This window comes from Mesorhizobium sp. SP-1A (assembly GCF_032460275.1).
Classification (GTDB): domain Bacteria; phylum Pseudomonadota; class Alphaproteobacteria; order Rhizobiales; family Rhizobiaceae; genus Mesorhizobium.
In genome coordinates this window covers 212,851-231,995 of sequence record NZ_JAVXZD010000005.1, presented here as the reverse complement: position 1 = coordinate 231,995, position 19,145 = coordinate 212,851, and the positions used below count along the sequence as shown (strand labels likewise).

The window sequence follows — 19,145 nt, the reverse complement described above, 5'->3', positions numbered from 1 at the left end:
GAGGTGCCATCCAGTCGTTGTCTCAGCGAAAGCCGATCATGCCTGACACCAAGCCCGCAGACCTTTCCGCCCATCCGCTGACTGCCTGGACCGGACCGCTCGGCCTGCCGGATTTCTCGCGCATCGGCGATAACGATTTCGGCCCCGTCTTCGATGCGGCGCTGAAGGCGCACGAGGCCGAGATAAAGGACATCGCCGGCAACCCGGAAACGCCGACCATCGAAAACACGCTGGCCGCGCTGGAGCTTTCCGGCGACGCGCTCGACCGCGTTTCGTCCATCTTCTGGTGCCGGGCCGGCGCGTACACCAACGAGACGATCCAGGCGCTGGAGCGCGAGGTTTCGCCGAAGATGGCGCGGCATTTCTCGGCCATCTCCATGAACGAGAAGCTGTTCGCCCGCATCGATGATCTCCATCGGCGCCGCGAGCAGCTGCAGCTCGATCCCGAAACGGCGCGCGTGCTGGAGAAGACCTGGAAAGGCTTCGTCCGGTCGGGCGCCAGGCTGGACGCCGCCGGCAAGAAGCGCCTGGCCGCCATCAACGAGGAACTGTCGTCCCTCGGCACCAGCTTCGGCCAGAACGTGCTGGCCGACGAAGCGGATTGGGTCCTGTTCCTCGACGCAGCGGACCTCGCCGGCCTGCCGGACTTCTTGAAAAGCGCCATGGCGGAAGCGGCCGAGGAACGCGGCCGGAAAGGCCGCTATGCGGTGACGCTGTCACGTTCGATCTATGAGCCTTTCACCACCTTTTCCGAGCGGCGCGATCTGCGCGAGACCGCCTATCGGGCCTTCACCATGCGCGGCCAAAACGGCGGCTCCCACGACAATGGCGCAGTGGTGCGCGACATGCTGAAACTGCGCGCCGAGAAGGCGAAGCTGCTCGGCTACGAATCCTATGCCGCGCTCAAGCTCGACGACACCATGGCCAAGACGCCCGGGGCGGTGCACGGGCTGCTCGACCCGGTATGGGCCAAGGCGCGGGAAAAGGCCGCCGCCGACCAGATCGAACTGGAGCGGCTGGCCACACAGGCCGGCAGCAACGAGAAGTTCGCCGCATGGGACTGGCGCTTCTACCAGGAAAAGCTGCGTGCCGAAAAATTCGCTTTCGATGAGGCGGAACTGAAGCCCTACCTCCAGCTCGACCGGGTGATCGAGGCCTGTTTCGACGTGGCCACGCGCCTGTTCGGCATCGCCTTCGAGGAGAAAAAGGGCATAGCCGCCTGGCATCCGGACGTGCGCACCTTCGTGGTGAAGGATGCCGACGGCTCCGAACGCGCGCTGTTCCTGGCCGACTACTTTGCCCGTTCCTCGAAGCGTTCCGGCGCGTGGATGAGCGCGCTGCGTTCCGGCCACAAGCTCGGCGAAGGCGCGAGGCCGGTCGTCTACAACATCATGAATTTCGCCAAGCCGCCGGCCGGTGAGCCGGCGCTCCTGTCGGTGGACGAAGCCAAGACGCTGTTCCACGAGTTCGGCCATGCCCTGCACGGCATGCTGACCGAAGTGACCTGGCCCTCGGTATCGGGCACCTCGGTGAGCCGGGATTTCGTGGAACTGCCCTCGCAGCTCTACGAACACTGGCTGACCGTGCCGCAGGTGCTGGAAAAGCACGCCCTGCACCATCGCAGCGGCAAGCCGATGCCGAAGGAATTGCTGGACAAGATGCTGGCGGCGCGCACCTTTGGGGCCGGCTTCGCCACGGTCGAGTTCACCGCGTCGGCGCTGGTAGACATGGCCTACCACGCCCGGCCGACAGCCCCGGAAGAGCCGCTTCGTTTCGAAACCGAAACGCTTGCCGCGCTGGAGATGCCCGAAACCATCGCCATGCGCCATCGCACTCCGCATTTCGGTCATGTCTTCGCGGGCGACGGCTATTCGGCCGGCTATTACTCCTACATGTGGTCCGAGGTGCTGGATGCCGACGCCTTTTCGGCTTTCGAGGAAAGCGGCGACCCCTTCAATCCGGCGCTGGCCCGCAAGCTGAAGGAGAACATCTATGCGGCCGGCGGCTCGAAGGATCCGGAAGATCTCTACAAGGCGTTCCGGGGCAAGATGCCGACAGCCGAGGCGATGATGGTCAAGCGTGGGCTGGCTTAGCTCCACGGGCCGCGTCGTCCTGCTTGGGCGGCGCCCTTCCTATCGCGCCAGGCTCGCACCGATCAGCAGGTCGGCATTGCGCGCCACCGACTGCGCCGGACCGCCCGCGCCGAAGAGCTGGCCTGAGATATAGGCGCCCTCGATCAAGAGAAGCAGGCCGTCTCCCAGCGTGTCGGGATCGGCCGCGCCCATTTCGGCCGCCATGGCGCGAAGGCGGCGGCGCAGTTCGCGCTTGTTCTCCTCGCTGACCACGCGTGCCGGATGACCGGCTTCCGGATATTCCACCACGGCATTGGTCATGCCGCAGCCACGATAACCCGACATCTGGGTGCGCTTGCCAACGCGCGTCAGGAAGGCGATGACCTGTGCCCGCGGATCGCCGGGATGCGCCGCTACCGCCTCGTCAAAGCGCCCCCAGAACTCGAGGTCGTAGCCGCGCAGATAGGACGCCGCCAGCTCGTCCTTGGAGGAGAACGAACGATAGAGGCTGGGCTTCGTGACACCCGCCCGCTTGACGATCTCGTCGACGCCGATGGCACGGATGCCCTGCCTGTAGAACAGCTCGCGCGCCACGCCGAGGATCTTCTCGGCCGCGCGCGGCGGGGTCGCGTCATCCCGCTTGATCGTCTGATCAATATTATTGTCGCCTGGCATTCCGGTTCCCGATTGACAATGTTACCGATCGGTACGTATAGCTGCCACAACGAAACGTACCGGTCAGTAACATGATAGCCCGATCCCGTCCGTTTGGCCAGCGCTACGCCTTCGTCGTGGTCGCCGTCATCTTCCTGGCGCTGCTCGCCGCAGCCGGGCTTCGCTCGGCGCCGTCGGTCATGATGGTGCCGCTGGAGCAAAGCTTCGGCTGGCGCCGCGACGTGATCTCGCTGGCCGCGGCCATCGGCATCTTCCTCTATGGGTTGGCCGGTCCCTTCGCGGCCGCCCTGATGGAACGCATCGGCCTGCGCCGGACGCTGCTGGCGGCGCTGGCGCTGATGTCGGCCTCGACGCTGGTCAGCCTGTTCATGACGGCCCCGTGGCAGTTGATCGCCACCTGGGGCGTTCTGTCCGGCGTCGGCTCCGGCGCGGTCGCCACGGTGCTCGGCGCGACCATCGTCAATCGTTGGTTCAAGACCAATCGCGGGCTGGTGATGGGCCTGATGTCGGCTTCCAGCGCGACCGGCATGCTGATCTTCCTGCCGGTGCTCGCCTCGCTTGCCGAACACGGCGGCTGGCGGCCGGTGGCGGTCGCCGTGGCGGTCGCGACGGCCCTGCTGGTGCCGCTGGTCTGGCTTCTGGTGCCGGAGCGGCCGGCGGCGATCGGTCTGGTGCGCTATGGCGCGGAACCCGGCGACATGCCACCGGCTTCGCCGGCCGCACAGGGCAATTTCATCGGCCATACGCTAGGCACGCTGCGCCGCGCCGCCGGCAAGCGGGTGTTCTGGTATCTGTTCGCCACCTTCTTCGTCTGCGGCTTCACCACCAACGGGCTGGTGGGCACGCACCTGATCGCCTTCTGCGGCGACATGGGCATACCGGAGGTGCAGGCCGCCGGCCTGCTGGCGCTGATGGGCGTGTTCGACCTGATCGGCACTACCATGTCCGGCTGGCTGACCGACCGCTTCGACCCGCGCAAGTTGCTCGGAATCTACTATGGCGTTCGCGGCCTGTCGCTGATGTACCTGCCCTATTCGGGGTTTTCCGCGACCAGCCTGACCATATTCGCCGTGCTCTACGGGCTGGACTGGATCGCCACCGTGCCGCCGACGCTCAGGCTGACCAACGAGGCTTTCGGCGACCGCAGCGGCCCGATCGTCTTCGGCTGGGTCGTCGCCGGCCATCAGGTCGGTGCGGCGGCCGCCGCCTTCTTCGGCGGTGCGCTGCGCCAGATGCAGGGCGACTACCAGACCGCCTTCCTCATCGCCGGCATGACTGGCATCATCGCGGCTTGTATCTCGCTGCTGATCGACACCAGCCGTCCGGCTTTCGAACCGGAAGGCCAGCCTGCCTGATACTTCTCCCTCGAGAGCCTGTGGTCTGGACTGCGGGGCAGAAGGGACAAAAAAACCCGGCGCGATGGCGCCGGGTTTTCCGTTTGCGACGATCGGGCGATCAGTCGATCTGGAAGTAATTGTACTTGCCGTCGTCGCCCTTCTTCCACTGGTAGATGACATAGTCGGCGTCGGTACGGTCGCCCTTCTCATTGAAGGAGAGATCGCCGAGCACGGTCTTGAACGGGCCCTTTTCCTTGATGGCCTTCGCCACTTCCTGCGGATCGTTGGACTTGGCGGCGTTCGCGGCCTGCGCGACCACCTGCGTGGCGGCGTAGGAGTAGAGCGTGTAGGCCTCCGGCTCGAAACCGGCGGCGCGGAACTTCTCCACCACTTCCTTGGCGGCCGGGTTCTTGCGCGGATCGGGACCGAAGGTGTTGTAGGTGCCTGCGACCGCGTCGCCGGCAATGGAAGCCAGTTCGTTGGAGACGATACCGTCGCCGGAGAACAGCGGCGCCTTCAGGCCCTGGTCGGCCGACTGGCGGATGATCAGGCCGGCTTCGGTGTGCAGGCCGCCCCAGTAGATCAGCGTGACGCCGGCTTCCTTCATCTTGGCGATGAGGGCCGAGAAGTCCTTGTCGCCGACGTTGACGCCTTCATACATCACTTCTTTGATGTTCTTGTCGTTCAGGGCCTTCTTGGTGGCGTCGGCGAGACCCTGGCCGTAAGGGGTCTTGTCGTGGATCACCGCGATCTTGGCATCCTTGAAATGCTCGGCGATATAGGCGCCGGCAACGTCGCCCTGCTGGTCGTCACGGCCGCAGACGCGGATCGTGTTCCACAGGCCGGCATCGGTGAATTTCGGGTTGGTAGCCGCAGGCGTCACTTCCAGGATGCCGTTCTCGGCATAGACCTGGGACGCCGGGATCGACACGCCCGAGTTGAAGTGGCCGATCACGAACTTGACGCCGTCGGCGACGAACTTGTTGGCGACCGAGATGCCCTGCTTCGGATCGGACTGGTCGTCGCCGACGCTGAGCTTGATCTTCTCGCCGTTGATGCCGCCTGCCGCGTTGATGTCGGCAACGGCCTGCTCGGCGCCCTTCTGCAACTGCGCGCCGAAAGCGGCGTTCGGGCCGGTGATCGGAGCGCCCACGGCCATCAGCACGTCAGCCCATGCGGACCCGCTGAAGGCCATGATCGCGGCGACGGCCACAGCCGACAAAAGTGACTTTTTCATTGAAAGACTCCCATTGACCGAGTGGGCTCTAGGTTGCCTTCATGCGATGCCCACCCATCTCGCAGAAGGCGTAGTTTGCCCATTTTCAGGACCTTGTCACGCCGAATCGATTTCCATTTTTGAAGGCGCTTGCATCAGCCTTTCGACTTCCAGCTCAGCGGCGACGTCTTCTCGTAGAGCCAGTTATATTGAGTGACCATTTGCCGGGTGCGCGTATACCGGAAGCCGATATAGCCGAAGATCATCAAGATGATCGTGTCCACCACATAATATTGCAACGAGAACATCGTACCTTCGAAAAGCGCGTGATGGATGAAGCGCACGGCGATACCGAGCCCCAGAAGATAGAAAAACAGCGTCGTCAGCGTGCGCCAGGTCCGCGCGCAGGCCCGCCCCGTCATCCACGCCGCCCAGCCGCCCAGAACGCAGGTGACGAACAGGAACTGCCAGATCGAGCCCTCTTCATGCAGAATGCCTTGCATCGATATGATCCCCAATCAGTGATGACCGCCTTCGAGATAGGCGGCGCGCACTTCCGGATTTGCGAGAAGCTCCTTGCCGGTGCCGCTCATGGTGACGTTGCCGTTGACCATGACATAGCCTCGGTTGGCGAGCTTCAGGGCGCCGAAGGCGTTCTGCTCGACCAGGAACACGGTGAGGCCCTGCGTGCGGTTCAACTCGCGGATGGCATCGAAGATCTGCTTCACGATCAGCGGGGCCAGGCCGAGCGACGGTTCGTCCAGCAACAGCAGCTTCGGACGCGCCATCAGCGCGCGCCCGATCGACAGCATCTGCTGCTCGCCGCCCGAAAGCGTGCCGCCGCGCTGGGCGATGCGCTCCTTGAGGCGCGGAAACAGAGTGAACACCTTTTCGACGTCCTCGTTGTAATATTTGAGGTTGTCGAGGCTGGCTCCCATCTGCAGGTTTTCCATCACCGTCATGCGCGGGAAGATGCGACGCCCCTCCGGCGATTGCGCGATGCGCAGCCGCGCGATCTCATGCGTGGGCAGGCCGGTGATCTCGGTGCCCGCAAAGGTTATGGACCCCGAGCGCGCCCTCGGCGCCCCGAAGATGGTCATCATCAGCGTCGATTTGCCGGCGCCGTTCGCCCCGATCAGGGCGACGATCTCACCTTCGTTGACATTGACGTTGACGCCGTTCAGCGCGCGGATATTGCCGTAATAGGTATGGACGCCCTTGATATCGAGCAGCGTGGAGCCGGCCATTACTTGTCACCTCCGCGCTTGCCTGCCGCCGGCCTGCCCGCAGCCGATGTTCGCTTGGGCGAGGACGACGCCCTGGGCGCCGCCGCCTTCTTCGGCGCTGCCGGCACCTGTCCGGCCGCCACCTTGCCGGCGCCGCCGCGGCGCGGGGATTCCGTGTCCTTGCCCTTGGCGAGCAGCTTGGCCTGCTTGATCCATTCCTCGCGCGCGATGCGGCCGTCGAAGGCGAGGTAGGTTTCAGCCGCAACCACGTCGGCCTTCTTCCATTCGGCGATCTGATCGAAATGGAAGATGCCGTGCTCGTTGAGCTTTTTCTCGTTCACCGGCCCGATGCCCTTGATGCGGGTGAGATCGTCGGAACGGCCGCCGCGCGGCGCCGGGAGGCGATTGGAAATGCCCGCCGGCTTCTTCGCCGGCGCCTGCGTTACAGGCGAAGCCTTCGGCGCCGGTTTCGATGCCGAAACTGAAGAAGCCGTTGCGGCCGGCTTGGCGGCTTCCTTGGCGAGGGATGACTTGGAAGGGGCCGGCTTGGCTGACTTGGTTGCGGAAGGCTTGGCAGCCGAAGAAGCCGCCGCCTTCCTGGCCGGCGCTTTTTTGGGAGAAGCCTCAGCAGGCGCCTGCACGGGGGCAGCCGGAGCGGCGGGTGCGCTGCGCTTGGCACGCGCATCGACCTGCGCCGCCTTCGACGCGCCCCTCTCGACCGTGACCCCCTCGTCGTCGCGATGGGTGACCGTATTCTCCAGGGGCCCGGCCAGCATGGAGGCGCTGTCCTCAGGACCATGCTCCCGGTCCGGACCGACGTCGAGCTGCTCGATGACCTCTTCGTCGCCGACCGCCGTCAGCACTTCCGTGACTTCCTCGTCGTCGACGCCGAGATAGGCGGCAATGACACGCGGGTCGGTGCGCACGGCTTCGGGGGTGCCGTCGGAGATCTTGCGGCCGTATTCCAGCACCACGATATGGTCGGAAATCTGCATGACCACCGACATGTCGTGCTCGATCAGCAGGATCGAGGTGTTGGTGTTGTTCCTGATGTCCATCAGGAGCGTGTTGAGCGCCAGCGACTCCTTCGGATTGAGACCGGCGGCGGGCTCGTCCAGGCAGAGCAATTCGGGGCCCGTGCACATGGCGCGGGCGATCTCCAGCCGGCGCTGCGCGCCATAGGGAAGGTCGCCGGCGGGGTCGTCGGCGCGCTCGACAAGATCGGCCTTCTCCAGCCAGTGCTTGGCGAGATCGATGGATTCGGCGGACGCCTTGCGATAGCCGCCGATGCCCAGCAGGCCCAGGATGGTGTAGCCGGACGCCTTCATCAGCTTGTTGTGCTGGGCGACCAGAAGGTTCTCCAGCACCGTCATGCCGGAAAACAGCCGGATGTTCTGGAAGGTGCGCGCCACCTTGGCTTTTGCCGTGATCTGGAAATCCGGCATGCGTTCAAGCAGGAACTCGCTCCCTTCCTTGCCGGTGAAACGGATCATGCCTTCGGTCGGCTTGTAGAAACCGGTGATGCAGTTGAACACCGTGGTCTTGCCGGCTCCGTTGGGGCCGATCAGCGCGGTGATCTCGCCGCGCCGGGCCTCGAAGGACAGATCGCCGATGGCCACCAGACCGCCGAATTTCATCGACAGGTGCTCGACCTGAAGCAATGCGTTGTTCATGGAGGAATTCGCGTCCATCAGCCGTGCCCTTCCTTGGTGAAGGAGCCTGCGACGGCTTTTCGTTCTTTCAGGAAGGCTGTCGGTTCACGGCTGCTGACGAAGCCGCGCGGTTTCCACACCATGACGATGACCATGGCCATGCCGAACAGCAGCATGCGGTAGAGTTCCGGGGTGAAGTCGGGCCCGAACACGACCTTCAGGAAATCCAGTTCGCGCAGGATCTCGGTGCCGCCGATCATGACCACCGCCGCGATCGCGATGCCGCCCAGCGAACCCATGCCGCCGAGCACGACGATGGCCAGGATGATGGCCGATTCCAGGAACACGAAGGATTCCGGCGAGACGAAGCCCTGGCGGGCGGCGAAGAACGAGCCGGCGAAACCGCCGAACATGGCGCCCGTGGCGAAAGCCGTCAGCTTGGTCGTGGTGGTGTTGATGCCGAGCGAGCGGCAGGCGATCTCGTCCTCGCGCAGCGCCTCCCACGCCCGCCCGACAGGCATGCGGCGCAGCCTGATGGTCACGAAGGCCGTGAGCAGGCACAACAGCACCGCCAGGTAATAGAGGAAGATCTTGTAGTAGGCGCCCGACTGGGCGATGCCGAGCACCTTGGAGATGTAGTTCGGGTCCGACACGTTGAACGAGATCAGCCCGAAGAGGCTCACCTTGGGGATGCCCGAGACGCCGGCCGAACCGTTGGTGACCTCGCGCCAGTTGATGAGCACGAGCCGGATGATCTCGCCGAAGGCCAGCGTGACGATCGCCAGATAGTCGCCGCGCAGGCGCAGCACCGGGAAGCCCAGCATGACGCCCCAGAAGGCCGCCATGAGCCCGGCCGCGGGAAGCAATATCCAGAAGGACAGTCCGAAATGCGTGCCGAGCAACGCATAGGCATAGGCGCCCACGGCATAGAAGGCGACATAGCCGAGGTCGAGCAGCCCGGCGAGGCCGACGACGATGTTGAGCCCCCAGGCCAGCATCACGTAGATCAGGATCTGGATGCCGAAATTGTCGACCCATTTCAGCGACCCCTGGAAGCCGAACAGGGACACCATGACGACGGGATAAAGGAACAGGATCGCGATGCCGATCTTGTTGGCGTTGCGGCGGATGAGGCCGGGCTCGGCCACGGCAACCGGAGCGGCGGCCTTCGCGGCCCGCGAACGCTCCACCGCCGGCTGCACGAAACCGACATAGGCGAAACGGCCCGCCATGGTGATCGCCACCACGATGGCGAGCAGGCCCCAGCGCTGCGCCAGGACCAGTTCGTTGTGGATGTTCTGGTCGGTCTTGAGGCCGATGAACAGCACGAACAGGCCGAACGAAATCACGCCGGCATAGAGGGCCTCGCGAAACGCGCGAGCGAGCGGGCTCGCCGCGACCGCGGTGCCTTGTGCGGATACGGTGACGGCCATGATGTCAGACCTTTTCGACTTCGGGCCGGCCGAGGATGCCGGATGGCAGGAAGATCAGCACGATGGCCAGGATGGAGAAGGCGGCGACATCCTTGTAGTCGATCGAGAAATAGGCCGACCACATCGATTCGATGAAGCCGATCATCAGCCCGCCGAGCACGGCGCCGGGGATGGAGCCGATGCCGCCGAGCACCGCGGCCGTGAAGGCCTTCACGCCGGGCACGAAGCCGTCGGAGAACACGACGACGCCGTAATACATGAGGAACAGCGTGCCGGCGACGGCAGCGAGCGCGGCGCCCATGATGAAGGTGATGGAGATGGTGCGGTCCACGTCGATGCCGAGCAGCGCCGCCATCTTGCGGTCCTGCTCGCACGCCCGTTGCGCGCGGCCGAGCGAGGTCTTGTTGACGAGATACCAGAACATGGTGAGTAGCACGACCGTGACCAGCACGATGACGATCTGCTTCAGCGAGACGCTGATGCCGTAGACGCTGTAGACTTGGCTGACCATGGGCGGGATCGGCTTGTTGCGCGGGCCCTGGGTGACCTGCACGAAATTGGAGAGCGCGATGGACATGCCGATGGCCGTGATGAGCGGCGCCAGCCGGAAGGAGCCGCGCAGCGGCCGGTAAGCCACCTTCTCGATCACCCAATTGTAGAGGCCGGTGAGCAGCATGGCCACGATCATCATGATGAGCAGCGCCACCACCACCGGCACCGAATAGAACAGCGCGCCGAGGATCAGGAAGACGATCAGGGCGGTGAAGGCGCCGACCATGAAGATGTCGCCATGGGCGAAATTGATCATGCCGATGATGCCGTAGACCATCGTGTAGCCGATCGCGATCAGGCCGTAGATCGATCCCAGCGTCAGCCCGTTGATCATCTGCTGAACGAAATATTGCATATCTGCAAGGCTCCCCAGAAGCGTCGCCCGGGGACGCGCTCCTTCTTCGTATTTTTCCTAGTCCTACGGCTTCAAGCCCGGATTGCAATGCGCATTTTGTATGAGGCGGTGCGTTTTCCGCATCGGCCCATTGCCTTCCGTACCCCCGAACCCGGCCCATGGATCATGGCGGACCCTATCATTGGCACAACGCAATGTCTTTGACGATTGCGGCCGATATTGCCCCGGCCTTCGAATAATCCATCGTCAAAAGAATTTGATACGACGGATCGTTGCGCATTTCTGTGCGTGCAAACCTTGCCTGCCCGGCTGCTTCGCGCCCTTCCCCTTTCGCCTACTTGACGACGAATCCGTGCGCGAACGGATCGCGGTCGTCGATGAAGATGGTGTTCAGTCCGGTCATGCGCGCCCAGCCGCCGATCGAAGGCACGATGGCCGGCTTGCCTGCCAGCGTCGTCTCCTTCTCGACGCGTCCCTTGAACAGAGAGCCGATGATCGATTCATGCACGAAGCTGTCTCCGGCCTTCAGCCTTCCCTTGGCATGAAGCTGCGCCATGCGCGCGGACGTGCCGGTGCCGCAGGGGCTGCGGTCGATCGCCTTGTCGCCGTAGAAGACGGCGTTGCGCGCGTCCGCTTCCGGGTTCGTCGAGGCACCGGTCCACAGCATATGCGACAGCCGGTTGATCGCCGGATTCTCCGGATGCACGAAGGAGTATTTCTCATTGAGCCGCCGGCGCACCACCGGGCTCCAGGCGATCAGTTCGCCGGCCGAATAATCGGCCATGTCGCGGTAGTTCTCCTGCGGCTCGACGATGGCGTAGAAATTGCCGCCATAGGCGACGTCCACCTTGATCTCGCCGAGGACCGGGCACTCCACCGTCAGCCCTTCCGCATGGAGGAAGGACGGCACGTTGGTGATGCGGACGTCCTCGACATACTCGCCGACCTGGCGATATTCCGCGACCACCAGCCCCGCCGGCGTGTCGAGCCGCAGCATGCCGGGCGTCTTCGGCTTCACCAGCCCTTGTTCGATCGCCATGGTGACCGTGCCGATGGTGCCGTGACCGCACATGGGCAGGCAGCCGGAAGTCTCGATGAACAGGATCGCGACGTCGCAGTCGGGCCGGGTCGGCGGATACAGGATCGAGCCGGACATCATGTCGTGCCCGCGGGGCTCGAACATCAGGCCGGTGCGGATCCAGTCATATTCGGCCAGGAAATGCGCGCGCCGCTCCATCATGGTTGCGCCTTCGAGCTGCGGGCCGCCGCCGGCCACCAGCCGCACCGGATTGCCGCAGGTATGGCCGTCGATGCAGAAAAAGGATTTCTTGGCCATGGCGTCCTCCTAGAAACGCTGCGGGCTGAACGGAGAAAGATCGATCCTCGGAGCCTGCCCCAGAACCAGATCCCGGATCAAGCAGCCGGTGGCCGCCGCCTGCGTCAGGCCGAGATGGCCGTGGCCGAAGGCATAGAAGACATGGTCGCTGCCGCGCGCCCGGCCGATGGCCGGCACCGAATCCGGCAATGACGGACGGAAACCCATCCACTCGCGCCCGTCCTCCGTTTTGAGGCCCGGCAGGAATTGTTCCGCTTTCGTCAGCATCGCTTTGGAGCGGGCGTAGTTGGGCGGCCGGTCCAGTCCGGCCAGTTCCACCGCACCGCCGACGCGCAGCCCGGTCGACAGCGGCGTGACGACGAAGCCATGGGCCGAGAAGATGAGCTGCCGTTTCACGTCGAAGGCGGAGACGGGCAAGGTGGTGTTGTAGCCGCGCTCGGTTTCGAGCGGGATATGGTCGCCGAACGGGCGGGCCAGAAGATGCGACCATGCGCCGGCGGCGATCAGCAGTTTCTTCGCGCGTCGAATGCCGCCGCCGGACAGGTGCAGCGTCGCCCCGTCTCCATCCGCCTCCGCACGTGCGACGGTCACCCGCTCGAACCGGGCGCCCTTGCCCTCCGCATAGGCCCATATTGCCTTTCCCAGCAGCCTGGGATTGGCGACGGTCTTCCACTGCGGAACGAAGGTGCCCTTGACGAAGCGCGGCGACAGGCCGGGCTGCAGGGCGGCCAGTTCGTCGCTCTCGACATGGCGATAGCCGATGCCGAAGCGATCGCGCGCGGCCCAGCCCGGCAGCGACGCCCGGAATTCCGCCTCGCTTTCATAGAGTTCCAGCGAGCCGTCCTCGCGGAGCATCGTTCCGGCTCCGGAACGATGCATCAGGCCGGCCCATTCCGCTTCGGCCAGTTTCATCATCGCGGCCTGTGCCGCGAGCGCGGTTTCGTATTGGCTTGCGGCGCTGGCCCGCCAGAAACGCCAGAGCCAGGGAAGCAGCTTCGGCAGATAGGCCGGCGGAATGGCCAGCGGGCCCAGCGGGTCCGCCAGCCATTTCGGCAGGTTGCGCATCATGCCCTTCTGCGCCAGCGGAAGCACATCGGAGAAGGCGAACGCGGCGGCATTGCCGGAACTTGTCTCCTCGCAGATGCCCGTCCGGTCGAAGACCGTGACGCTCCGCCCCGCCTCGGCCAGGTAGGCGGCGGCGCAAATGCCGATGATGCCGCCGCCGACTATGGCGATATCGGGAACGGAAGCAGGCTGGCTCAACGCGGACGACCTGATCGCGCGGTTCAGAACCGGGGCAGCTCCGGCCGTTTGGCCAGCGCGTCCCTGACGACCTTCTCCACCGCGGCGCGGCGCTCGCCCGCCAGCGGCTGGCGCGGCATGCGCACACGGTCGTTCGTGCCGATGGCATGGACTTCCGCCAGCTTGATGTTCTGCACCAGATAGGTGGAGACATCGAGGTCGAGCAGCGGGCGGAACCAGCGGTAGATCGCCAGCGCCTCTTCGCGCCGTCCCTGCTTCATCAGTTGATAGATGGCGACCGTCTCGCGCGGGAAGGCGACGACCAGTCCGGCCACCCAGCCGATGGCCCCGACGGACAGCGCCTCGAAGGCAAGATTGTCCACGCCGGTGAACAGGTCGAAGCGGTTGCCGAACCGGTTGATGATCTCGGTGGAGCGACGGATGTCGTCGGACGATTCCTTGATGGCGACGAAGCGCTGATCCTTCGCCAACTCCTCCATGTCGTCGACGCTCACATCGACGCGGTAGGCGATGCGGTTGGAATAGATCATCACCGGCAGGTCGCCGGCGGCTGCCACCGCCTTCAGCGCATCCACCGTTTCCTTCGGATTGGTGTGGTAGATCGGGCTCGGCACGATCATCAGCCCGTCCGCGCCTTCCCTAGCGGCACGTTTGGCCAGCGCCGCGCCTTCGCGGGTGCCGGCCTCATTGATGGTCACCAGAACCGGCTTTTTTCCGGCCACCTTGCGGGCCGTGCGGAAGACCTCGATCTTCTCGTCATGCGACAGCATCGGCCCCTCGCCCAGCGATCCGGCAACGATGAGACCGTCGCACCCGGCCTCCATCTGCAGGCCGAAGCAGCGCTCCATCTCGGCGTGGTCGAGCCCGTCGGCTTCGGTGAACTTGGTGGTGACGGCGGGGAAAACTCCAGCCCACATGGCGGCCTCCTGATCTGATATATCAGTGATATATCTCATTGGATTTCAGTCTGTCAATCGGCTTTCGGCTTTGATATATCAAAATTCCTACGAATCGGAGACCGGCGTTTGGGCATGGAGCGGATCGACAACGCCAGCGTGGAAACGGCGGAGCCGGTCAGCGCGCGCGCCTATCACGCGCTGGAGAAGATGATCGTCATGCTCGAGCTGGCGCCGGGCAGCGTCACCACCGAGCGGGTCCTGATCGAGAAATTGTCGCTTGGCCGTACCCCGGTGCGCGAGGCCATCCAGCGCCTCGCCTGGGAAGGGCTGCTGTCGGTGCGGCCGCGTGCCGGCCTGGAAATCGCGCCGCTGCACGCAGGCGACTGGTTGCGCGTGCTCGACGCCCGTCGCGGCGTCGAGGTGGTGCTGGCCCGCTCGGCCGCCCGCTTCCTGACGCCGGAAACGGCCGCGCTGTTCCAGGCGACTGCCGTGGCCATGCACCAGGCCGTGCTGACCGGCGACATCGCCGGCTTTCTCGAGGCCGACAAGGCGCTGGACGAGGCGCTGGCCCGGGCTGCCGACAATGACTACGCCGCGCGCGTGGCCGCCCCCCTGCAGACGCACAGCCGTCGCTTCTGGTATCGTTTCCAGAGCGGAACGGGCCTGGCCGAATCCGCCGGCAATCACGTGGCGCTGATCCAGGCGATCCTGGAGCGCGACGAGGAACGCGCCGGCCAGGAAGCCGACCGGCTGATGTCGCTGCTGCGCCTGCACGCACAGGCAGCGGCGATGCGGTAATTCTTGAAACCTGTCCGTTAAACGAAAAGAGCGCGGACAAGCCGCGCCCCATCCTTGATGCCGGCCCGCGCGCCCGCAGCCGTAGGCGAGGACGCGCAGATGAAAAAACCGTCGCTCAGTTCATCGTCGGGATCACGAACTCCGACCCGTCCTTGATGCCGGCCCGCGCGCCCGCAGCCGAAGGCGAGGACGCGCAGATGAAAAAACGGTCGCTCAGTTCATCGTCGGGATCACGAACTCCGCCCCGTCCTTGATGCCGGCCCGCGCGCCCGCAGCCGAAGGCGAGGACGCGCAGATGAAAAAACCGTCGCTCAGTTCATCGTCGGGACCACGAACTCCGCTCCGTCCTTGATACCGGCCCGCGCGCCCGCAGCCGAAGGCGAGGACGCACAGGTGAAAAGACCGTCCGGTCAGTTCATCGTCGGGATCACGAACTCCGCCCGTCCTTGATGCCGGCCCGCGCGCCCGCAGCCGAAGGCGAGGACGCGCAGGTGAAAAGACCGTCCGGTCAGTTCATCGTTGGGATCACGAACTCCGCCCCGTCCTTGATGCCGGACGGCCAGCGCGAGGTGACGGTCTTCGTCTTGGTGTAGAAGCGGAACGCGTCCCCTCCGTGCTGGTTGAGGTCGCCGAAGCCCGAAGCCTTCCAGCCGCCGAAGGTGTAATAGGCGATCGGCACCGGGATCGGCACGTTGATGCCGACCATGCCGACCTGCACGCGGCTGGCGAAATCGCGCGCGGCGTCGCCGTCGCGGGTGAAGATGGCGACGCCGTTGCCATATTCATGGTCGTTGGGCAGCGCCAGCGCTTCCTCGTAGTTCTTCGCACGCACCACCGACAGCACCGGGCCGAAGATCTCTTCCTTGTAGATGCGCATGTCGGCCGTGACGTTGTCGAACAGGCAGCCGCCCATATAGAAGCCGTCCTCATAGCCCTGCATCTTGAAGCCGCGGCCGTCGACGGCAAGCGTGGCGCCTTCCTTGACGCCGAGATCGACATAGCCCTTCACGCGTTCCAGCGCTTCCTTCGTCACCAGCGGGCCGAAATCGGCCGAGGCGTCGGTGGATGGTCCGACCTTCAGGCTTTCCACGCGCGGGATCAGCTTTTCCATCAGGCGGTCGGCCGTCTCGTGCCCGACCGGAACGGCGACCGAGATCGCCATGCAGCGCTCGCCGGCCGACCCGTAGCCGGCGCCGATCAGGGCATCGACGGTCTGGTCCATGTCGGCGTCGGGCATGATGATCATGTGGTTCTTGGCGCCGCCGAAGCACTGCACCCGCTTTCCGGCGGCACAGCCGCGCGCATAGATGTACTGCGCGATCGGCGTCGAGCCGACGAAGCCCACCGCCTTGATGTCCTGGTCGTCGAGGATGGCGTCCACCACTTCCTTGTCGCCGTTGACGACGTTGAGCACGCCCGCCGGCAGGCCGGCCTCGATGAACAGCTCGGCGATGCGCAGCGGCACGCCCGGATCGCGCTCGGACGGCTTGAGGATGAAGGCGTTGCCGGCGGCGAGCGCCGGGCCGATCTTCCACAGCGGGATCATGGCGGGGAAGTTGAACGGGGTGATGCCGGCCACCACGCCGAGCGGCTGGCGCATGGAATAGGTGTCGATGCCGCTGCCGGCATTGTCGGTGAACTCGCCCTTCATCATGTGCGGGGCGCCGATCGACACTTCCACCACTTCCAGGCCGCGCTGGATGTCGCCGCGCGCGTCGCCGATGGTCTTGCCGTGCTCTCGCGCCAGTATGTCCGCCAGCTCTTCATAGTCGCGCTGCACCAATTCCAGGAACTTCATTAGCACGCGCACGCGCCGCTGCGGGTTCATGGCCGCCCAGGCCGGCTGTGCCGCCTTTGCATTCTCGACCGCCGCCCGCAATTCCTGCGTGGAAGCCAGCGCCACGGTGCCGCGAACCGTGCCGTCCATCGGCTGCATCACGTTCTGCTTGCGCCCGCTGGTTCCGGCGACGCGCTTGCCGCCGATGAAATGGCCATATTCGATCATGGTGTGCTCCCTTCAGATCCGATGCGGCATTGTCCGCCTTTGCCGGTTGGAAGGCAACGCGAGCACGAACGCAGCCGTTGTGCAAAAATTGACCAGCCAGTATCCTGAGCGCATGATTTATCGCAAATGTGGACCGTAGCGAGGACTGCATGAACTGGGACGACGTGCGCATCTTTCTCGCCGTGGCGCGGGCCGGCCAGATCCTCGGCGCGGCCAGGCGGCTGGAACTGAACCACGCCACGGTTTCACGCCGCGTTGCCGCGCTCGAGGACGCGCTCAGGACAAAACTGTTCCGGCGGCTCACCACCGGCAGCGAACTGACGCCGGCCGGCGAACGTTTCCTCGAAATCGCAGAGCGGATGGAGGCCGACATGATCGCCGCCCGTGCGGCGGTGTCGGGCGAAGGCGACGACATATCCGGCACGGTGCGCATCGGCGCACCGGACGGCTTCGGCGTCGCCTTCCTGGCCAAGCGGCTCGGCGAACTGACCGCTCAGCACCGGGAACTGGATATCCAGCTCGTGCCGGTGCCCCGCTCGTTCTCTCTGTCGCGCCGGGAGGCCGACATTGCCATCACCGTGGAGCGGCCGACCGAGGGACGGCTGGTGGCCGGCAAGCTGGTGGACTACACGCTCGGTCTTTTCGCCTCGCGCGCCTATGTCGACAGGCATGGCCTGCCGACCACGCCGGCCGGGCTGTCCGCGCACACGCTGATCGGCTACGTGCCGGACCTCATCGTCAGCCCGTCGCTCGACTATGCCACGGAATTCAGCCCGCTATGGCACTCCAGCTTCGCCATTTCTTCGGCCCTCGGGCAGGCCGAGGCGGTGCGGGCGGGTGCCGGCATCGGCATCCTGCACACCTTCGTCGCGCGCGCCATGCCCGATCTGGTGCCGGTCGAAATCGTGACGCCGATCCGCCGCGCCTATTGGCTTGTCTATCACGAATCGGTGCGCCCGCTGCGCCGCATCCAGACCGTGACGAGCTTCATCACCCGGGCCGTGGAGCGCGAGCGGGCGCTGTTCAGCTAGTTCTTGTAGCGGTCCGGGCTGAGGTCGCGCGGGTCGATGTCCGGCTTGCGGCCCGAAACGATGTCGGCCAGCACCCGCGCCGAGCCGCATGCCATGGTCCAGCCCAGCGTGCCGTGGCCGGTGTTGAAGTAGAGATTGGCGAATTTCGAATTGCCCACCAGCGGCGGGCCGTCCGGCATCATCGGCCTGAGCCCGCACCAGAAGCTGGCCGCACCGATATCGCCCGCGCCGGGGAACAGATCGCCGACCGAATATTCCAGCGTCTCGCGGCGCGAATCGCGCAGCGTCAGGTCATAGCCCGAGATTTCCGCCGTGCCGCCGACGCGGATGCGGTCGCCCAGCCGCGTGATGGCGACCTTGTAGCTCTCGTCCATGACCGTCGATTCCGGCGCCCGGCTTGCGTCCACGATCGGCACGGTGATCGAGTAGCCCTTGACCGGATAGAGCGGGATCGGCTGGCCGATCCGCCTCATCCAGACCGGCGAATAGCTGCCCATGGCCATGACATAGGCATCGGCCGTCCTGGTGCCGGCGCTGGTCTCGCAGCCCGCGATGCGCCCGCCCTCGACGCGGATGGCCTTCAGCGTCGTGCCATATTCGAATTTCACCCCGCGCGCCGCGCACATTTCGGCCAGCCGCTCGGTGAACATCTTGCAATCGCCGGTCTCGTCGCCCGGCAGCCTCAGGCCGCCGACGAACTTCTCCCGCACGGCGGCCAGGCCCGGTTCCACGCCGATGCAGCCGGCCGGGTCGAGGACCTCGTAGGGCACGCCATACTGTTTCAGCACCTCGATGTCGCCGCCGACGCCGTCGAGCTGCTTCTGCTTGCGGAAGAGCTGGAGCGTGCCCTGCATGCGCTCGTCATAGGTGATGCCGGTGGAGGCGCGCAGAGCCTTCAGCACATCGCGGCTGTATTCGGCGATCGGCACCATGCGCGCCTTGTTCACCGCGTAGCGGGCCGAGGTGCAGTTGGCCAGCATCTTGAACATCCAGCCCCACATATGCGGATCGAGCACCGGCAGGATCTTCAGCGGGCCGTGCTTCATCAGCAGCCACTTGATCGCCTTCACCGGCACACCCGGCCCCGCCCAGGGCGAGGAATAACCGGGCGACACCTCGCCGGCATTGCCGAAGCTGGTTTCCAGCGCCGGGCCCGGCTGGCGGTCGATCACCGTCACTTCGTGGCCGGCTTCGGTCAGGAACCAGGCGCTGGTGACGCCGATCACGCCGCTGCCCAGAATGAGAATTTTCATGATCTGCTCCCTCGGCGCCCGTCAGGCGCACCCCAATCTGGC

At 65.2% G+C, this 19,145-nt stretch carries 16 protein-coding genes; 4 read left to right on the top strand and 12 right to left on the bottom strand.

The features are described 5' to 3' along the window. Positions 1-38 precede the first annotated feature (38 nt). On the top strand, positions 39-2,093 hold the full coding sequence (locus QU595_RS22540; RefSeq protein ID WP_315926128.1) for a M3 family metallopeptidase: 2,055 nt from the start codon (positions 39-41) through the stop codon (positions 2,091-2,093). Between the two features lie 39 nt (positions 2,094-2,132). Here QU595_RS22540 and QU595_RS22535 read toward each other — a convergent pair whose 3' ends face one another. Further along, positions 2,133-2,747, bottom strand: a complete 615-nt coding sequence (locus tag QU595_RS22535) for a TetR/AcrR family transcriptional regulator (protein ID WP_315926126.1) — start codon at positions 2,745-2,747, stop codon at positions 2,133-2,135. 71 nt (positions 2,748-2,818) lie between these two features. Here QU595_RS22535 and QU595_RS22530 point away from each other — a divergent pair, with 71 nt between their 5' ends. After that, complete coding sequence (locus tag QU595_RS22530; protein WP_315926124.1) at positions 2,819-4,102, top strand: MFS transporter; 1,284 nt, start codon at positions 2,819-2,821, stop codon at positions 4,100-4,102. A 100-nt stretch (positions 4,103-4,202) separates the two neighbouring features. Here QU595_RS22530 and QU595_RS22525 read toward each other — a convergent pair whose 3' ends face one another. The 9 genes from QU595_RS22525 to QU595_RS22485 form a co-directional block, all read right to left on the bottom strand. Continuing rightward, positions 4,203-5,321 carry an ABC transporter substrate-binding protein gene (locus QU595_RS22525; RefSeq protein WP_315926122.1) on the bottom strand — a complete coding sequence of 373 codons (1,119 nt, stop codon included), beginning with the start codon at positions 5,319-5,321 and terminating at the stop codon, positions 4,203-4,205. 134 nt (positions 5,322-5,455) lie between these two features. Next, the gene (locus tag QU595_RS22520; RefSeq protein WP_315926120.1) at positions 5,456-5,803 is read right to left on the bottom strand and encodes a DUF6867 family protein; all 348 of its coding nucleotides are present in this window, start codon (positions 5,801-5,803) and stop codon (positions 5,456-5,458) included. A gap of 15 nt (positions 5,804-5,818) precedes the next feature. Next, positions 5,819-6,547 carry an ABC transporter ATP-binding protein gene (locus QU595_RS22515; protein WP_315926118.1) on the bottom strand — a complete coding sequence of 243 codons (729 nt, stop codon included), beginning with the start codon at positions 6,545-6,547 and terminating at the stop codon, positions 5,819-5,821. Beyond that, positions 6,547-8,217: an ATP-binding cassette domain-containing protein gene (locus QU595_RS22510; protein ID WP_315926116.1), complete on the bottom strand. Its 1,671-nt coding sequence runs from the start codon at positions 8,215-8,217 to the stop codon at positions 6,547-6,549. Before QU595_RS22510 ends, QU595_RS22515 begins: the two co-directional genes overlap by 1 nt. After that, positions 8,217-9,611 (bottom strand): high-affinity branched-chain amino acid ABC transporter permease LivM, encoded by a 1,395-nt coding sequence (gene livM / locus QU595_RS22505; RefSeq protein WP_315926114.1) that lies wholly within the window; start codon positions 9,609-9,611, stop codon positions 8,217-8,219. Before livM ends, QU595_RS22510 begins: the two co-directional genes overlap by 1 nt. Before the next feature lie 4 nt (positions 9,612-9,615). Further along, the gene (locus QU595_RS22500; RefSeq protein ID WP_315926112.1) at positions 9,616-10,518 is read right to left on the bottom strand and encodes an ABC transporter permease subunit; all 903 of its coding nucleotides are present in this window, start codon (positions 10,516-10,518) and stop codon (positions 9,616-9,618) included. Between the two features lie 334 nt (positions 10,519-10,852). Then, the gene (locus QU595_RS22495; protein ID WP_315926110.1) at positions 10,853-11,854 is read right to left on the bottom strand and encodes a 4-hydroxyproline epimerase; all 1,002 of its coding nucleotides are present in this window, start codon (positions 11,852-11,854) and stop codon (positions 10,853-10,855) included. Between the two features lie 9 nt (positions 11,855-11,863). After that, the gene (locus QU595_RS22490; protein ID WP_315926108.1) at positions 11,864-13,117 is read right to left on the bottom strand and encodes an NAD(P)/FAD-dependent oxidoreductase; all 1,254 of its coding nucleotides are present in this window, start codon (positions 13,115-13,117) and stop codon (positions 11,864-11,866) included. 23 nt (positions 13,118-13,140) lie between these two features. Beyond that, complete coding sequence (locus tag QU595_RS22485) at positions 13,141-14,034, bottom strand: dihydrodipicolinate synthase family protein (RefSeq protein WP_315926106.1); 894 nt, start codon at positions 14,032-14,034, stop codon at positions 13,141-13,143. A 114-nt stretch (positions 14,035-14,148) separates the two neighbouring features. Between QU595_RS22485 and QU595_RS22480 the strand changes: the two genes are divergently transcribed. Continuing rightward, complete coding sequence (locus tag QU595_RS22480) at positions 14,149-14,814, top strand: GntR family transcriptional regulator (protein ID WP_315926104.1); 666 nt, start codon at positions 14,149-14,151, stop codon at positions 14,812-14,814. Between the two features lie 508 nt (positions 14,815-15,322). Here QU595_RS22480 and QU595_RS22475 read toward each other — a convergent pair. After that, positions 15,323-16,819, bottom strand: coding sequence for a CoA-acylating methylmalonate-semialdehyde dehydrogenase (locus tag QU595_RS22475; protein WP_315926102.1), 1,497 nt, complete (start codon positions 16,817-16,819; stop codon positions 15,323-15,325). Positions 16,820-16,968: 149 nt separating this feature from the next. On the opposite strand from QU595_RS22475, the gene QU595_RS22470 reads away from it, so the two are divergent. After that, entirely contained in the window at positions 16,969-17,850 is an 882-nt protein-coding gene (locus QU595_RS22470; protein WP_315926100.1) for a LysR family transcriptional regulator, read from the top strand. Here the strand turns inward: QU595_RS22470 and QU595_RS22465 are convergent. After that, on the bottom strand, positions 17,847-19,103 hold the full coding sequence (locus tag QU595_RS22465; RefSeq protein ID WP_315926098.1) for a D-amino acid dehydrogenase: 1,257 nt from the start codon (positions 19,101-19,103) through the stop codon (positions 17,847-17,849). The genes QU595_RS22470 and QU595_RS22465 overlap by 4 nt on opposite strands. Between the last annotated feature and the right edge of the window lie 42 nt (positions 19,104-19,145).